Source organism: Clostridia bacterium (assembly GCA_016887505.1).
In the GTDB taxonomy this organism is placed as follows: domain Bacteria; phylum Bacillota; class TC1; order TC1; family UBA5767; genus UBA5767.
In genome coordinates, this window is sequence record CP069393.1 from 1,898,685 (window position 1) to 1,916,047 (window position 17,363).

Here is a 17,363-nt window from a genome sequence, read left to right on the forward strand (position 1 = left end):
GAACCAACTTGCATTATTATGAAATTAAATAAATTGATAAAGTGGGTTTAGAAGACCGCATTAAGACCGAGAAAACTTTTTTTCGGTCTTTTTTAATTCAAATAAGGGGTGTAGAGATGCAAGAAAAAAAGAGCATATTGATTGAGAACGCTTGGATTCTGACGTTGGACCCAGACAACACTGTAATCGAGGACGGATACCTGTATATGGAAAATGGTCGAATCACGGAAGTGGGAAAAACCAGAGAAAATATGGGTGAAATCAAACAGAAAGCCTCCCAGATTATTGATGCTGAAGGTATGATTCTAATGCCTGGTATGGTTAACGCTCATTCGCATTTATTCCAGACCTTCACAAGAGGATTTGCAGATGACAAATTGTTATATCCTTGGCTTAAAGAAGAGATTTGGCCTTTTGCAGCGAATATGGAACATGGGGATTTCGCTCTTAGCGGTTTACTAGGATGCGTAGAGAATCTGAAGAATGGAGCGACGGCAGTTATTGACCAGCACTATGTACATACCTTCCAAGACTCATCCGATCTGATTCTTGAAGCTATGAAGGATACGGGAATTCGTGGCACGCTTTGCCGGACTTTTTCAAACTATAACTATACGCCGCTTTTGCAAGAAGAAGACGAAACCATTTATTCTTCACTAGTTCGTCTGACTGAGAAGTATCACAACAGCGAGAACGGTCGCCTGCAACTGTCTGTTGGTCCTATCAACCCATGGGGCTGCACGGTTGGGCTTTATCAAAGGACGTATGACTATGCCAAGGCCAATGGCTTAATGTATCAGATTCATACTGCTGAAACGGAAGATGTAGTGGAAAAATGTATAGAAATGTATGGGAAACGAAATGTAAACTTTTTTGATTCCATGGGTATCTTAGGGGAAAATACGCAGTTGGCTCATGCAATTTGGCTTGACGATGAAGAATTGGAACTAACGAGAGCAGCCAAAGCTAGTGTCGTACATTGTCCAGTAGCCAATATGTATCTGGCAGATGGTATTGCTAGAGTACCTGAGATGCGTAAGATGGGTATTTCTGTTTGCCTAGGAACAGATGGACCTGGTAGCAACAATGCACAGGACATGATGGAAGTATTAAAGACAGCCGTGATTTTACATAAGGTAAATACGCTAGATCCTATGATTCTTTCAGCAGAAGATGTTTTGAAAATGGCCTGCGTTGAAGGGGCAAAAGCGCTAGGACAGGAAGATTTAGGTCGCTTACAACCCGGTTACATTGCGGATATGATTTTGGTGGACTGGAAGAAGCCGCATATTGCTCCAGTACATAAGCCTGCTTCGGCCGTGGTTTTTTGTGCCAATGGGAATGATGTTGATACTAGCATTGTAGACGGAAAGGTTGTAATGCGAAATCGCAAAGTCGTTGGTGTGGATGAAAAAGCATTGATCGAGGAATGCCAACTTAGAGCACGTGCAATTAAACGCAAAATTTCCTAATACCAAGGAGGATAAATGTTTAAAGAGATACCGCGAGTAGATGTTAAAGCGAAAATCACAGGTAGTGCCAAGTATGCCGACGATATGATATTTCCAAAAATGGTCTACGGGGCCATGGTACGCAGCAGCATAGCACATGGAGATATTCTGTCCATAGATACAAAAGAGGCTTTAAAGCAAGAAGGTGTTTTGTCCGTAATTACGTATGATGACATCCCAGGAATAGCTGGTAAGGATAAGGAACGCCCGGTTTTAGCCAAGAAGCGGGTGCGATTTGTGGGAGATGGCATCGCAATTGTGGTGGCAAGTAGCCAACAAATTGCCAGAAGCGCAGCTGCTAAAGTAGTCGTTCGCTATAATGAGATTCCAGCTGTTTTCGATCCTTCCGAAGCGATTTTAGATAAACTACCAGCCATTCATGGTGATAGTAACCTAGAGAAGACGATTACCATGCACCATGGTGATACAGAAAAAGGTTGGAATGAGGCGGATGTAATCGTGGAACAAGAGGTCTGCACCCATAGAGTGCAGCATGCGGCCATCGAACCGGAATCAGCGGTGGCAGTTTGGCAAGAGGATCATTTAGAACTTTACTGTCCACCCAAGAGCCCTTTCAACGTGAGGCGAGTTGTGTCAGAGACGCTTGGCCTTAGTGTCAACAAGGTGCGCTTGATTAGTTCAACAGTAGGGGGATCCTTTGGTGGCAAAGATTACGATATGAGTTTATTGGGTTCCCGGGTAGCGCTAGTGTCCCGTTTGTCGGGTAGACCCGCTAAGATGACCTACAACCGAGAGGAATCCATTACGGAATGCACCAAACGCCATCCCTATAAAATGCAATACAAGATTGGTGCTAAAAAAGATGGAACCCTGACTGGATTGCAAGTGGATATCCTTAGTGATGCAGGAGCGTATCTATCAAAGTCAGCCATGGTTGGCTGGCGATCTTGTGTAGAGTCTTCCGGACCCTATCTTATTCCGAATATTCATACAGATGTGAAGGTAGTGTATACAAACCAGATTTATTCTGATTCGCTAAGGGGCTTTGGTTCACCTCAAGTGGACTATGGGATAGAAGTGGTTATGGATAAATTGGCGGAAAAATTGGGAATGGATCCACTGTTACTTCGTCGAAAAAATGCTCTAAAAGATGGAGATGAGCATGCTACAGGCCAGATTCTTACTGGTGTAAGCATGAAAGAATGTTTGGATAAACTGGAAGAAGCGTCTAAGTACGAAGAAACCAAAATACGCATAGATAATTTTAATAAGAAACAGACGGGGCCCTTGCGCCGTGGATTTGGTATTGCTGCGCTACATAGAGGGGAAGCCTTGGGCGCAGGCGGTGAAGGAATCGATACGGCAGGCGTGAATGTGCATATAGAAAAGGACGGCAGTGTCTTAATATACTGTGGCTTAAGTGAAGTCGGACAGGGCTGTCAAACCATGATGGTGCGCATTGTAAGTGAGATGCTGGGTATTAATCCGAGCCGTTGTCGTGTTAGCAAATTAGATACGGACTATGTCCCAGATTCAGGACCTACGGTAGCCTCAAGGGGTACTGTTATTGCTGGTAATGCTACCGTCATGGCAGTGGAAATAATTAAAGAAAAAATCCATAAAGCGTTGGCTGGCCAAAAATGGTTCAAAAATAATGCCGAATTAGTTTATGAAGGAGAAAAAATCCGTCTAAAAGATAATCCGGAAATAGAAGTAAGTTTCGATGAAGCCGTGAAAATGACTTTTTCCAACTGCGATAATCTGTATGGCAATGGTTGGTGGGCTGCACCCAAATTGGTCTGGGACTGGGAAAAAGGCCAGGGCGATGCCTATTTCAACTATGTCTATGGTGCTTGTGGTTGTGAGGTAGAAGTCGATTTGGATTCAGGTAAAACCAAAATCATTCGCTTTATCGCAGTACACGATGTTGGAACAGCCCTGAATATTGAAGAAGTGTATGGTCAAATATGTGGTGGGGTAGCCATGGGAATTGGGTATGCTCTGATGGAAGAAGTAAAATTGAGAGATGGTCAAATTCAAAATACTAATTTGGATTCCTACCTACTGCCCACAGCTATGGACATTGGGCAGATTGAGCCAGTGATTGTCCAAGATCACTCAGCAATCGGTCCTCTCGGTGCAAAAGGTTTGGGTGAACCGGTTACCTCTATTGTAGCTCCAGCTATCACGAATGCTATATCAGATGCCTTGGGAACTAGAATATATGAACTGCCTGCGGATTTAGAGCATGTCCTAGCAGCCAGCCGGAGGGAGGAATAATCATGGAAGAGCAATGGATTGCTAGTGAAACACTAGACGCTTTGCTAACAGAAATCGCGGATGGCAAAAAAACTATGGTAGCGGGTGGTACCGATTTGCTAATCCAAATGCGTGAGATGGATGAGGATGATAAACCGACAGAATTTGCCGACTTGTCTAAGGTCGGAAGTCTTCGGCACATTGAAATAGAAGAAGATACTCTGGTACTAGGGGCTACGGTGACATACTCGGACCTAATGAAGAGTGAGCTTGTAAAAGAAGCTCTGCCAATGTTGGCTCAAGCAGCGAGTCAGGTAGGTTCGCCGCAAATACGAAACCGAGGAACCATTGGGGGTTCGTTGGCCAATGCTAGTCCAGCTGCAGACCTAGCTCCGATTTGGGTATTATTGGATGCCGAGGTGGTTTTAAAGCGTTTGGGACAAAAAAGAGTTCTACTCGTACGAGAGTTTTTGACAGGAAATAAGACTACAGTCCTAGAAGAAGGCGAGTTGATTTGTAAAATTCGTTGTCCAATTAAGAAGGAATGTATCTCGCACTTCATAAAAGTGGGCCGGAGAAATGCGGCTGCTATTGCTAGATTGAACGGAGCGGCACTGTTATGCATGGAAGAAAAAAAGATAGCAGAGATTAAACTGGTTATTGGAGCGGCTACGCCGACACCACTAGACCTAAGTGACACTTGCGAAGTATTAAAAAATGACGGAAGTGTGGAAAATATAAATAAAATTGCACAGGAAACCCTTAAAAGAGTGGAGACCATATCTGGCAGGAGAGCGTCAGCAACTTGGAAGTTTCCTGCTATAGAGAACCTTACGCGTCGTCTACTTATTGAAGTGTTAAATAAAGGGGGTTGGGACATTGAAACAGATTAATCTCCACTTTTGGTTAAATGAAGAACAACAGAACATTAGGGTACCCATAACAGCTACATTGCTGGATGTTTTAAGGGAATACCTTGGCATGACTGGTACCAAGAGGGGTTGCGAAGTAGGCGAATGTGGTGCCTGTACAGTCATTCTGAATGGCCATGCAGTCAATTCCTGCACGGTACTCGCAATACAGGCCCAGGGGCAGAAAGTGGAAACGGTTGAAGGCCTTGCGAAAGATGGCGAATTATCTAGTTTGCAACAATCTTTTGTGGAGGAACATGCTGTTCAGTGCGGCTTCTGTACACCTGGAATGCTGATGAGTTCGAAGGCGTTGTTGCAGGAAAATAAGAATCCAAGCGAAGAAGAAATACGACAGGCGATCTCGGGTAATCTTTGCCGCTGTACAGGTTATATGCCGATAATTAAGGCCATAAAAAAAGAATCAGAACGATAAAGATACCGGCTGCCCTTTGTGAGGGTGGCCGGTTTTTATATATAAGCATTCCAAAAAAAGGATCCGGAAAATCTTCTTAAGACAGCGCTTATTCTTTCCGTATAATAGCTTTCAGTATGAGAATATTTGACATTCAAAGCAATTTTGGTAAAATCGTAATGATAGGAGTGAGAGCGTGGAGAAAATTGTTTTGGAAACGGTTGATTCCACCAATGCTGCATGCAGAAGAGGAATCAAAAACGGCAACAGCCGAGAACATTTGATTATTAGTGAGAGACAGACAGCAGGAAGAGGGACTAAAAACCATCATTGGGATTCTGAAAAAGGGGGCTTGTATTGCACCTGGTATATGGGCTTGTCGAAAGATTTGACCCAAGACATCTGGGTTAGTGTTTTCGCCGCCTTGGGCATACAGGATTATTTTTCATCCCTTGGCATACAGACAAATCTCAAATGGCCCAATGACATCTTACTTCAAGGAAGAAAGGTAGGTGGACTGCTGGCGGAACGATTTGTAGAAAACGGTGAAGACCACCTGATGCTTGGGATGGGTATTAATTTTTTACAAGCAAAAGAAACGTTTGCCAAAAAAGATTACCTTGCGACTTCCGTTTTAGAAGCTACCGGGATGAGGTTAGAGCCTTTGATGCAAGTGGAACCACTCCTCGCTTGTATCAAGAAAAGAAGAATGCAAGGTGTCGAAGATCGTTTTGCCCTGATGATTTCCTTTTTGGGGCAAGTAACCATCGGAAAGGAGAAAGCAGAAAAACATGTAAGGAGGATGTATGAGACAACTGAATAAACTTACGCGTTCGTCTATTGTCATTGCTTTGATGGCTGTCAGTGCGCACCTTAAGATTCCCATAGGAACGATCCCGATGACGCTGCAAACGACAGTATGCATTGTGGGTGCTCTACTCTTAGGAGCCAAATGGGGTGGGCTAGCAATGCTGGCTTATATGGTACTAGGGTTGATTGGGCTCCCAGTATTTTCGACAGGAGGTGGACTAGGTTATGTAGTTTCTCCAAACTTTGGCTATATTATTGGCTTTGTATTTGCGGCAATGGCTATAGGCAAGATGGGCGAACAAATTATTTCGATGAAACGTGGTTTCTTGATTGTTGTGATGGCTTTATTCATTATTTATTTATTTGGTGTTACCTATTTATTTTTTGTTATTCGTTTTATTCAAGAATCACCCATCGATATTTACCAAGCGCTTAGTTTGGGCGCTATTCCCTTTGTCGCAAAAGACTTTGTAACCGGCATGCTTGGCGTTTTGCTTTATTTGAAATTAAAACGTACCAATGCCTTGCTCGGAGAATGATTCATAAAGGAAAGGGATTATATGAATATTAAAGAAATTAAGCAGCTAATGGCTGCCTTGGAAGAAAGTACGATGGACCGTTTGGAGATTCAAGAAAATGACTTCAAACTAGTTCTTAGCAAAAATCAAGCGGTGGCCTATAGTAAGCCACCGACCGTTTTAGAAACACCAATCCAAAAAATTGTTCCTGCCGAAGAAGAGGATTCAAATCTCGTGTATGTGACCTCTCCAATAGTAGGAACCTATTATGCTGCGCCTGCACCTGGGGAACCTGATTTTGTTCAAGTAGGGGACCATGTGAAGGCCGGAGAGGTGGTCTGTATTATTGAAGCGATGAAACTGATGAATGAAATCAAGGCGGAGATGGATGGTGTCGTAAAGGCCATCTTGGTAGAAAACGAAGATGGAATTGAACATGGCCAGAAAATTATAGCCATAGATCCAAGGTCCTAACCATGTTTAATAAAATATTAGTAGCAAATCGTGGAGAAATTGCAGTCCGGATCATTCGTTGCTGTCGAGAACTGGGTATCAAGACGGTAGCTGTTTATGCAGAAGAAGATCGTGAAGCATTACACACCCAACTTGCAGATGAAGTTGTTTGCGTCGGTAAGGGTGATGTACGTAACAGTTATTTGAATATTCCGAATATTATTAGTGCAGCACGAATAACTGGTGCTGAAGCGGTGCATCCAGGATATGGATTTTTATCAGAAAATGCCAGTTTTGCCAAAACGCTTGAAGATTGCGGTATTGTATTCATTGGACCCAAGGCGGATATCATTGATCGAATGGGAGATAAATCCAATGCGAGACAAGCCATGATGCAAGCAAATGTGCCAGTGGTGCCAGGAAGCAAAGAAGAGATTGAAACCTTTGAAGAAGGTATTGAGATTGCAAGGGAGATTGGATTTCCTGTGCTGATAAAGGCTTCAAGTGGTGGCGGCGGTCGTGGTATGCGTATTGCCAACACCAAAGAAGAATTCAAGGATGCCTATCATGCTGCTAAGAGTGAAGCGGAAATAGCCTTCGGCAATGGCGGGGTATACGTTGAAAAATTCATCACCAACCCTAGGCATATCGAGGTGCAGATTTTAGCAGATGCCTATGGAAATGTTATCCATTTAGGAGAACGAGACTGCTCCTTGCAACGCAGAAATCAAAAGGTGCTGGAAGAAGCGCCGGCCGCTTGTTTAAGTGATGAGCAACGAAGCGCTCTCCATGAGGTTAGCGTCAAGGCTGCTGCCTCGGTCCGATACCAAAGTGCTGGTACATTAGAGTTTATTTTCGACGGTGAAAACTTTTATTTCATCGAAATGAATACTCGCGTTCAGGTGGAGCACCCTGTCTCCGAAATAGTTTCTTCAATAGATATTATTGCTTGGCAGATTCGTATTGCTGCAGGAGAGAGACTCAGTGTAAAGCAAGAGGATATTTGTATTAGGGGTCATGCGATTGAGTGCCGTATCAATGCTGAAAATCCCAAACTGAATTTCATGCCTTCACCAGGAACCATAGATACATTACATCTCCCGGGTGGGTATGGTGTGCGCATAGATGGGGCAATTTACCAAGGAGTCGTAATACCTTCTAGATTTGATTCATTGCTAGCAAAAGTGATTGTACACGGAAAAGACCGCCAGGAAGCAATCAAGCGTATGCAACGGGCTTTGGCAGAGTTCATCGTAGAAGGAGTCGACACCAACATCGAATTCCAATTGAAGTTGGTGACCAATCCAGACTTTATCAAGAATAACATCCATACGGGATGGATTGGGGAACAGAATTGGAGTGAATAAATATGTTAAGAAAGAGTTTTCAAAAACAATACTTTTTAGTAGATGGAAACAAGGTACAGCCTAAGCAGAAAAAGATGGAAGAAATTCCAGATTGTTGTATAAAATGTACGGGTTGTGGAGAAATTTTTCTCGAAGAAGAAATTAAGAAGAATTTGATGGTATGCAAAAAATGCAACACACATATGCCTATCGCTAGTGACCAGAGATTGGAGAATCTGTTTGATGATGGCCAATATCAAGAGATGTTTGCAGATATCAGGACTAAAAATCCACTCGATTTTCCAGAATATGAAGAGAAGATTGCTGCCTACCAGGATAAAAGCGGATTAAGGGAGGCCGTCATCATTGCAAAAGGGAAAATGGATGGTTTTCAGACCGTGCTTGGGGTAATGGACAGTCGTTTTATGATGGGTTCTATGGGCAGTGTGGTAGGAGAAAAAATTACTCGGGCTGCAGAACTAGCTCTATCTGAAAGGCTGCCACTAATTTTGTTTACAGCATCTGGAGGCGCTAGGATGCAAGAAGGCATCATATCCCTAATGCAGATGGCAAAGACTAGTGCTGCCTTGGGGAGACTTGAGACAGAGAAGATCCCATTTTTCGTAGTTTTGACACATCCCACTACGGGTGGAGTGACAGCAAGCTTTGCTATGTTGGGAGATGTTATACTTGCGGAACCGAATGCCTTAATCGGCTTTGCCGGGCCTAGGGTCATCGAGCAGACCATCAAGCAAAAGCTCCCAGAAGGTTTTCAGTCAGCTGAGTTTCAGCTGGAAAAGGGCTTTGTAGATGCTATTGTCAATCGGAGTGATATGAAAAAAACGCTGGGAACTCTCCTGCGCATGCATGGAGGTGAAGCGAATGAGCACATTGGATAAGGAAAAGAATATTGAAGAACTGGAAAAGAAAATTGCTTCTTTGGCCTTATTTTCGAAGGAACAAGGACTCGACCTTAGTCGTGAAGTGTTACGGCTCCGGAAAAAATTAGCAGCCCTGAGAGTTCAAAACTTCAAATCCCTGGAAGCATGGGATAGGGTAACGCTAGCTAGACTTAGAGGAAGACCGACGACATTAGAATACATTGAATATATTTTTGACGATTTCATTGAACTGCACGGAGACCGTGCTTTTGGGGATGATTCTTCTATCGTAGGCGGCATTGCTTTTTTAGAAGGCAGGGCCGTTACCGTTATTGGACAGCAAAAGGGCAGGGATACCCAAGAAAGCATTGCTAGAAACTTTGGTATGACTTTACCGGAAGGATATAGGAAGGCCCTTCGACTTATGAAGCAGGCAGAGAAATTTAATCGTCCGGTGATTTTATTTGTAGATACGCCAGGAGCCTTTTGCGGATTGGGTGCGGAAGAACGAGGACAGGGTGAGGCGATTGCTAGAAACCTTATGGAGATGAGCCGTCTAAGAATACCCATAATAAGTACGGTGATCGGCGAAGGTGGAAGTGGTGGTGCGCTGGGACTGGCTGTGGCAGACCAAGTGTTTATGCTGGAAAATGCCATATATTCCATCCTGTCCCCAGAGGGATTTGCGAGCATTCTATGGAAGGATGCAGGATTAGCAAGAAAAGCTGCCCAAGTGATGAAAATTACAGCAGAGGATTTATTGGAATTGGGAATCATCGATGGAATCATCGAAGAACCCCTGGGCGGTGCGCAGAAGGATAAAAAAATGGTGTTTGAAAAGGTAGAAAAGCAGATTAAAGAAACTCTGACACAATTGGATAAGCTAGATAAAAATGAGCTAATAGAGGGCAGGTATCAACGCTTCCGGGTATTTGGAAGCTTCCAAGAGGATATACAAAATGAAGAATGCTAGAATAGTAGGTATCGCAAAAGCACTGCCGGAAATGGTGGTATCCAACAAGATGCTAGAAGAAATTGTAGATACTAGTGACCAGTGGATTCGTGAAATGACCGGTATCGAAAACCGACATATTGCAACCAAAGAAACGACGACTTCTTTAGCCATTGAGGCGGGAAGAAAGGCCTTGGATGATGCTGGCATGGGGCCAGAAGAGGTGGATATGATCCTTGTTGCCACCATGACGCCAGACGATTTCATGCCTAGTACAGCTTGTAAGGTACAGCACGCACTAGGAGCAGTCAATGCGGCTGCGTTAGATGTATCGGCTGCTTGTAGTGGATTCATCTATGCTATAACTGTCGCTGACCAGTTTATTAAGACGGAACAGATGAAAACCATCTTGGTAGTGGGAGCGGAGGTATTGACAAAGACCGTGGATTGGGAAGACCGTTCTACCTGTGTCATTTTTGCAGATGGAGCAGGTGCAGTAGTTCTAACTGCTTCGGAAAAAGAAGGTATAGTAGCCACTGAATTGGGGGCCAAAGGTGAGACCGGAGAGATACTGAGAACACCAGCACTCGAAAATAAAAATTATTTTATCCAAGGTGAAGAAAAAGAAAGTATTATGACAATGGATGGGCAGACGGTATTTCGTTTTTCCACTAAAATTTTTGGGAAAAGTGTCAAAAAGGTGTTGGAAGGAAGCGGGTATAGTTTAGAGGATATAGATGTTTTCGTTCCCCATCAAGCGAACATTCGCATTATTGATTATGCGGCCTCTCGTTTTAAAGTGGATGTAGACCGTTTTTATGTTAATCTGAACAAAAGAGGCAACACTTCTGCTGCGAGTATTCCGATAGCCCTAGCAGATATGAAGCAAGAAGGATTACTAAAAAAAGGCATGTTAATCTGTTGTACAGGTTTCGGTGGTGGATTAACCTGGGGCAGTGCCTTAATCCGTATTTAAGTGATTTATCCCTACGGGGCAATACAATAAACTAAAAAGAAAGGCCTAAGTGCGCTTAGGAGAGTGAGAATCATGATTGAAAGAGTTAAAGAAATATTGGCAGAAGAACTGAGTTTGGAATTGGATGAGATCAAAGATGATAGCGATATCCGTGAAGATTTGGGTGCTGATTCTTTGGATATGGTTCAGTTGGTAATGAGCCTAGAAGATGAATTTGATTTAGAGATAGAAAACGATGAGATTCAGAGTGTTACTACCGTAGAAGGTATTGTGGAATTCATCAAAAAGAAAAGAGGATAGCATGATTTTTCAGCGTGGAAAAGAAGTCTTGCAGACGGAGTATCCCATAATCCAAGGGGCTATGGCGTGGATCTCAGAATCTACACTAGCAGCAGCTGTCAGTGAGGCTGGAGGATTGGGCGTCATTGCTGCTGGCAATGCGCCGTTCTCATGGGTGAAGGAAGAGATAAGAAAAGCCCGGCAGATAACCAAAAAACCACTTTGTGTTAATGTGATGCTGCTAAGTCCATACGCTGAAGAGGTTGCGCTTGGGCTAGTAGAAGAAGATATTGAATTCATCATTACCGGTGCTGGCAATCCTGGTAAATATATGGATGCCTGGAAAAAATCTGGTAAAAAAATAATGCCAGTAGTCCCTTCAACAGCCTTAGCAAAACGAATGGAGAAGTCTGGTGCGGATGCACTCATAGCAGAAGGAACAGAAGCAGGAGGACATATTGGAGAGATTGCTACTATGGCCTTAATTCCCCAAATTGTGGATGCAGTAGACATTCCTGTATTTGCAGCTGGAGGTATCGGGGATGCTAGAGGTGTATTGGCAGCTTGGATGCTAGGTGCGGAGGGAGTACAGGTGGGAACTAGATTTCTTTTGGCCCACGAGTGCCAAGTACATCCGAACTATAAGGAAAAGATAATGAAGGCGAAGGATATTGATACCTTGGTGACGGGACGCCCTACGGGACATCCTGTACGTGTGTTGAAAAATGCTTTGGCGCGTGAATTCATTAAAAAGGAACGAGCTGGTTGTACTGCACAAGAGCTTGAAGCACTTGGTGCAGGCACCTTGAATTTGGCTGCCCACGAAGGTGATACGAAAAGAGGATCCTTCATGTCTGGTCAGATTGCTGGTTTGCTCTGTGAAGAACAAAGTTGTAAGGAAATTATTCAGGATTTATATATTGGCGCGGAAGAATTATTTTTGGCTAAATACAAGGAGGTTAACCATGGGTAAAACGGCACTTCTGTTCCCAGGACAAGGTGCACAGTATACTGACATGGGAATGGACTTCTACCATGACTATTCGGAAGCGAGGGAAGTTTTTGACGAGGCTTCCGATTTGATGGGTTATTCTATGCAAGAACTGATAAGTAGCGGTGAGCAGATCAACCTAACTGAATTCACACAGCCGGCCATTTTAACGACTAGTATAGCAATCCTTAGAGTTTTAGAAGCGCGCGGATTAGAGTTCGATATAACGGCAGGACTCAGTCTAGGGGAATATAGTGCTCTTGTTGCAGCGGGATGTTTGAACTTGAGTCAAGCCCTTCCCTTGGTAAGAAAACGTGGATTATTTATGCAACAAGCTGTACCGGCAGGAGTTGGTGGCATGTGTGCAATTGTAGGACTGGATCAAAAAGAATTAGGTGGTATCATAGCGGAGGTCGGCGGAGAAGTCTGGATGGCTAATTTCAATTGTCCCGGACAGATCGTTATTTCTGGTAAGAAGGAGTCGGTGCAGGCTGTTTCAGAAAAAGCAAAAGAACAAGGCGCGAAAATGTGTGTGGATCTTCCATTGAGTGCGCCATTTCACACAAAATTACTGGAGCCAGCAGCAGATTCCTTGAAGAAGGAACTAGATAAAATTGAAATAAAAGAACCGTCTATTCCAGTTATTTTTAATGTAACTGCAAATCAGGAGTCAAAGCCTTCTGCTATTAAGGATCTTCTCAGACAACAGGTAATGAGTCCTGTGCTATTTCAGAGTACCCTAGAAAAAATGGCAGAAATGGATGTGGACACGTTTATTGAGCTTGGTCCTGGCTCGAGTCTTAAGGGTTTTATTAAACGGAGTGTGAAAAAAGTAAAAATTCTAAGTGCAGACACGGTTGAAAATAGTAAGAAGGTTGAAGAAATATGGAAAAAATAGCGTTTGTAACGGGAGGCTCACGAGGCATTGGTAAAGCAATTGCTAAGTCATTAGCCAAAGAAGGTTTTCGTGTAGCCATAAACTATCGAAGTCGAAAAGAGGAAGCGTTTGCTGTAAAGCAGGAGCTTGAGACGTTTGGACAAGAAGCATTGGCTCTTAAAGGAAATGTAGCAGATTCATCCGATGTTACTAGGATGGTTTCTGAAATTGAAGAAGCTTGGGGACCAGTGGAAGTGCTGGTTAACAATGCTGGTATTAATAAAGATAATCTATTTTTAAGAACGAAAGAACAGGATTTACGTGATATTTTGGACGTCAATCTCATGGGTGCATTTTTCTGTGCCCAGGCGGTCACAAAAAAGATGACCAAGAAACGTTGGGGTCGTATTATTAATATTTCCTCTGTGGTTGGATTGACAGGCAATGTAGGGCAAATGGCCTATAGCGCTTCAAAAGCAGCTATATTTGGCATGACGAAAACCTTAGCCAAAGAGCTAAGCGCTAGAAATATTACGGTTAATGCCATAGCGCCGGGCTTTATCGAAACAGAGATGACCCAAGCTCTCTCGGATTCGGTACAAGATAGCATTTTGGAACAGATTCCCTTGAAACGATTTGGAAAGCCAGAGGAGATAGGGGAATTGGTTGCATATCTGGCCAAAGAAGAAAGTGGCTATATCACAGGTCAGACAATCGTGATTGACGGAGGCATGTCTCTTTAGAAAGGGTAATTTTATGAAAGAAATGAGAAGAGTAGTAGTGACAGGATTAGGCGCAGTAACCCCAATTGGGCTTACCGCAGACTCATTCTGGCAGGGACTTACAGAAGGACGTTTGGGTATTAAGAAAATTCAGTCATTCGATACCACAGACTTTCCCATTAAGATTGCAGGAGAGATTATCGATTATGATCCCCTCGAGACACTGGATAAGAAAAAAAGTAAACGTATGGACCGTATATCTCAATTTGCCACGACAGCCTCAATAGAAGCATTTGCGATGGCTGGTTTAACAAAAGATAATTATGATCCGGACCGTGCGGGTGTAATGATTGGAAATGGCATAGGTGGTCTTTTAACCATAACGACTGAACAGGAAAAACTGATGGCAAAGGGTCCGAGTAGAATTTCACCTTTTTTTGTCCCGGCAGCCATTGGTAACATGCCCGGAGGCAACGTAGCCATCGAATTAAACTTAAAAGGACCCAATATGACCTTGGTAACGGCATGTGCTAGTTCTACCAATGCTATAGGGGAGGCCTTCCATAAGATTAAATTTGATATGGCGGATATCATGTTGGCCGGCGGAACAGAAGCCAGCCTTTGTCCTCTGGGAATAGGAGGATTCGCCTCAATGAGTGCACTAAGTGACTCAGATGACCCAACTTGTGCTTCGATTCCCTTTGACAAGAATCGGTCTGGTTTCGTGATGGGCGAGGGTGCTGGCATTCTAGTTTTGGAAGAGTTGGAGCACGCTAAAAAACGAGGTGCAAAAATTTTTGGTGAGATATGTGGTTATAGTAGTACTTGTGATGCTTACCATATTACGGCACCAGAGACGACTGGGCGTGGGGCAAGCTTGGCTATGAAACAGGCAATTGAAGAAGGGGGCATAGATAAAGAAGATGTTGACTATATCAATGCGCATGGTACGAGTACCCCTTTTAATGATGTAATTGAGTCTCGAGCCATTCAGGCCTTATTTGGTGAGGCGACCAAGGAGCTTATGGTTAGTTCTACCAAATCTATGACCGGCCATTTGCTTGGTGCAGCAGGCGCAGTGGAAGCGATTGCTTGTATTAAAGCGCTTGAGACGGGGATTGTACCTCCGACCATCGGTGTTAGAGAACAAGACCCGGAATGTAATCTAGATATCGTGGCGCATGAAGCGAGAAGAAAAAATATTAAATACGCCATGAGTAATTCACTCGGTTTCGGTGGACACAATAGCGTTTTGCTTATGAAAAGGTGGGAAGCATAATGGATATCGTAGAAATTATGACTATTTTGCCTCACCGTCCACCATTTCTCTTGATCGATCGGATTGAAGAAATGGAAGAAGGTCGTAGTGCGACCGCCATTAAGAACGTAACGATGAATGAATATTTTTTCACTGGACATTTTCCTGGAAATCCAGTTATGCCAGGAGTACTCATTATCGAGGCTCTAGCGCAGACGGGCGCAGTTGCCATTCTTTCGCTCAAAGAAAACAAAGGCAAAACAGCGTACTTTGGGGGAATTAAGAAAGCGCGTTTTCGCCGCAAAGTGGTTCCTGGTGATACTCTTAAGCTCGTAGTTGAAATTACTAGGATGAAGGGGCCGGTCGGTATCGGGAGTGCAGTTGCCTATGTAAATGAAGAAATAGCAGCCGAAGCAGAGCTTACCTTTGCTGTAGAATAATTGACGAATTAATAATAGACTCATCCGAGTCTATTATTTTTATTGAAGGAGTTTTAAGGAGTTTGTGCAATAAAGAAAAGAAAGACGGGTAGAAAGAAGGGAAGCAATGAATAAAGAAAGATTGGCTGTAGCCAGAGGCGATATGCCGGCGGATCTTGTATTCATGAACGGAAAGATACTAGATATCTATAACGGATGTTGGGTTACAAAGCCTCTTGCAGTTCATCAGGGAATACTAGTTGGGTTTGGTGACTATGAGGGGATAAGTACGGTTGATTTGCAGGGGAAATGGCTGATCCCTGGTCTTATCGATGCGCATATGCACCTAGAAAGTTCGATGTTGACTCCGGAACGTTTTTCAGAACTAGTACTGCCCAAAGGAACCGTTACAGTAATGGCAGATCCCCATGAAATAGCCAATGTTTGTGGGACTGATGGAATAGAGTATTTGCTTGAAAGCAACCCATATCTTGATTTAGATCTTTTTGTAATGTTACCATCCTGTGTTCCTGCGACATCCATTGAAACTTCAGGTGCAGAACTTACGGCTGAGGATCTTGAAAAGTATATGCAGCATCCTGGGGTGCTGGGCTTGGGCGAAATGATGAACTATCCCGGTGTTATCTTTGGAGATGACCAGGTTCATAAAAAGCTCGAGCTCGCTAAAAAACAGGGCAAGATTATCGATGGGCATATTGAACCCGATGATTTAAAGGGCTTGAACGCCTATGCAATGAGTGGGATTGAAGCCAACCACGAATGCACCTCCCCAAAACAGGCCAGAGCCACTTTGCAAGCCGGCTTGGCCTTGATGATTCGAGAGGGAACAGCAGCAAGAAATTTGGAAGCCTTGTTACCGGTGGTAGATGAATATAGTAGATCTCGGTGCATGTTTTGCACAGATGACCGACATCCGGATCATATTGAAAGCCAGGGACACATAGACTATTTGGTGCGTAGATCCATCGAAAAAGGTATGGACCCTATCATGGCCATACGGATGTCTAGCTTGAATACGGCACAATTTTTTGGATTAAAAGACCGTGGTGCTATCGCGCCAGGCAAAAAAGCAGATCTACTGATTCTGAAGGACCTACAACAATTTGAAGTCTCTTCGGTATATAAGGATGGATGCCTAGTCGCAAAAGATGGAGAATACCTTGGAAGCCATAAGCAAGGAGATATACCGGAGCGATTGATCAAGGGACTTAATTTTCCAAGCATAAAGCCACAGGATTTACTGTTAAAATTAGGCAAGCGGAATATGGCGATTGAATTGATTCCTGGCGAAATCATGACTAGAAAAAAAGTTGTATCGTACGAGGAAGCAAGGCAGCTAAAAAAGATTGCGGTAATTGAGAGGCACCATGGTTCTGGTAACATAGGACTTGGCTTGGTGAAGGGATTCGATTTTAAAGGTGCTGCTATTGCTTCAACGGTAGCTCATGATTCACATAACTTGATTGTGGTCGGAGACAATGATGAGGATATGTTACTTGCCATTGAGGAAACTAGAAAATTGGGCGGGGGCCTGGTCTTATCAGCAGGTGGTGAAATACGGGCTTCACTGGCCTTGCCGATAGCAGGTCTTCTTAGCAATAGGCCTTATATCGAAGTAAAATTGGCGCTTTTGAAGCTTAAAAGCGAATTGCAAAAGTTTGGACAAAGCCAGGATTTTGATCCTTTCATGACCCTATCTTTTCTTGCCTTGCCGGTTCTTCCTGAAATCCGTATTACGGACCGGGGGCTTTTTGATGTTACTATATTCGACTATATCGATAATATTCAGTAAATATCCTTGAGTTT

At 43.5% G+C, this 17,363-nt stretch carries 18 protein-coding genes; all 18 read left to right on the forward strand.

Going from position 1 to position 17,363, the window contains the following annotated elements; all coding sequences use genetic code 11:
* Window positions 1–116: 116 nt before the first annotated feature.
* Window positions 117–1,472, forward strand: coding sequence for an amidohydrolase (locus JR334_09045; GenBank protein QRN85107.1), 1,356 nt, complete (start codon window positions 117–119; stop codon window positions 1,470–1,472).
* Window positions 1,473–1,487: 15 nt separating this feature from the next.
* Window positions 1,488–3,752, forward strand: coding sequence for a xanthine dehydrogenase family protein (locus JR334_09050; protein QRN85108.1), 2,265 nt, complete (start codon window positions 1,488–1,490; stop codon window positions 3,750–3,752).
* A gap of 2 nt (window positions 3,753–3,754) precedes the next feature.
* Window positions 3,755–4,624, forward strand: a complete 870-nt coding sequence (locus tag JR334_09055) for an FAD binding domain-containing protein (protein QRN85109.1) — start codon at window positions 3,755–3,757, stop codon at window positions 4,622–4,624.
* Window positions 4,620–5,075, forward strand: coding sequence for a (2Fe-2S)-binding protein (locus tag JR334_09060; protein ID QRN86902.1), 456 nt, complete (start codon window positions 4,620–4,622; stop codon window positions 5,073–5,075). The genes JR334_09055 and JR334_09060 overlap by 5 nt, the downstream gene beginning before the upstream one ends.
* Window positions 5,076–5,250: 175 nt before the next feature.
* Window positions 5,251–5,877 carry a biotin--[acetyl-CoA-carboxylase] ligase gene (locus JR334_09065; protein QRN85110.1) on the forward strand — a complete coding sequence of 209 codons (627 nt, stop codon included), beginning with the start codon at window positions 5,251–5,253 and terminating at the stop codon, window positions 5,875–5,877.
* Window positions 5,861–6,403: a biotin transporter BioY gene (locus JR334_09070; GenBank protein QRN85111.1), complete on the forward strand. Its 543-nt coding sequence runs from the start codon at window positions 5,861–5,863 to the stop codon at window positions 6,401–6,403. Before JR334_09065 ends, JR334_09070 begins: the two co-directional genes overlap by 17 nt.
* A 21-nt stretch (window positions 6,404–6,424) precedes the next feature.
* Window positions 6,425–6,856, forward strand: coding sequence for an acetyl-CoA carboxylase biotin carboxyl carrier protein (gene accB, locus JR334_09075; protein QRN85112.1), 432 nt, complete (start codon window positions 6,425–6,427; stop codon window positions 6,854–6,856).
* 2 nt (window positions 6,857–6,858) lie between these two features.
* A complete protein-coding gene (gene accC / locus JR334_09080; protein QRN85113.1) occupies window positions 6,859–8,202 on the forward strand; it encodes an acetyl-CoA carboxylase biotin carboxylase subunit in 1,344 nt (447 codons plus the stop codon).
* Between the two features lie 2 nt (window positions 8,203–8,204).
* A complete protein-coding gene (locus JR334_09085; GenBank protein ID QRN85114.1) occupies window positions 8,205–9,080 on the forward strand; it encodes an acetyl-CoA carboxylase carboxyltransferase subunit beta in 876 nt (291 codons plus the stop codon).
* On the forward strand, window positions 9,064–10,035 hold the full coding sequence (locus JR334_09090; protein ID QRN85115.1) for an acetyl-CoA carboxylase carboxyltransferase subunit alpha: 972 nt from the start codon (window positions 9,064–9,066) through the stop codon (window positions 10,033–10,035). The genes JR334_09085 and JR334_09090 overlap by 17 nt, the downstream gene beginning before the upstream one ends.
* Window positions 10,022–10,990: a ketoacyl-ACP synthase III gene (locus JR334_09095; protein QRN85116.1), complete on the forward strand. Its 969-nt coding sequence runs from the start codon at window positions 10,022–10,024 to the stop codon at window positions 10,988–10,990. Before JR334_09090 ends, JR334_09095 begins: the two co-directional genes overlap by 14 nt.
* A gap of 69 nt (window positions 10,991–11,059) precedes the next feature.
* On the forward strand, window positions 11,060–11,290 hold the full coding sequence (gene acpP, locus JR334_09100; GenBank protein QRN86903.1) for an acyl carrier protein: 231 nt from the start codon (window positions 11,060–11,062) through the stop codon (window positions 11,288–11,290).
* Window position 11,291: 1 nt separating this feature from the next.
* Window positions 11,292–12,242 (forward strand): enoyl-[acyl-carrier-protein] reductase FabK, encoded by a 951-nt coding sequence (gene fabK / locus JR334_09105; GenBank protein ID QRN85117.1) that lies wholly within the window; start codon window positions 11,292–11,294, stop codon window positions 12,240–12,242.
* Window positions 12,235–13,158 carry an ACP S-malonyltransferase gene (gene fabD / locus JR334_09110; GenBank protein ID QRN85118.1) on the forward strand — a complete coding sequence of 308 codons (924 nt, stop codon included), beginning with the start codon at window positions 12,235–12,237 and terminating at the stop codon, window positions 13,156–13,158. Before fabK ends, fabD begins: the two co-directional genes overlap by 8 nt.
* Window positions 13,146–13,880 carry a 3-oxoacyl-[acyl-carrier-protein] reductase gene (fabG, locus tag JR334_09115; GenBank protein ID QRN85119.1) on the forward strand — a complete coding sequence of 245 codons (735 nt, stop codon included), beginning with the start codon at window positions 13,146–13,148 and terminating at the stop codon, window positions 13,878–13,880. Before fabD ends, fabG begins: the two co-directional genes overlap by 13 nt.
* 22 nt (window positions 13,881–13,902) lie before the next feature.
* Window positions 13,903–15,138: a beta-ketoacyl-ACP synthase II gene (gene fabF, locus JR334_09120; protein QRN86904.1), complete on the forward strand. Its 1,236-nt coding sequence runs from the start codon at window positions 13,903–13,905 to the stop codon at window positions 15,136–15,138.
* Complete coding sequence (fabZ, locus tag JR334_09125) at window positions 15,126–15,557, forward strand: 3-hydroxyacyl-ACP dehydratase FabZ (protein QRN85120.1); 432 nt, start codon at window positions 15,126–15,128, stop codon at window positions 15,555–15,557. Before fabF ends, fabZ begins: the two co-directional genes overlap by 13 nt.
* 106 nt (window positions 15,558–15,663) lie before the next feature.
* Complete coding sequence (ade, locus tag JR334_09130) at window positions 15,664–17,349, forward strand: adenine deaminase (protein ID QRN85121.1); 1,686 nt, start codon at window positions 15,664–15,666, stop codon at window positions 17,347–17,349.
* Window positions 17,350–17,363: the final 14 nt, after the last annotated feature.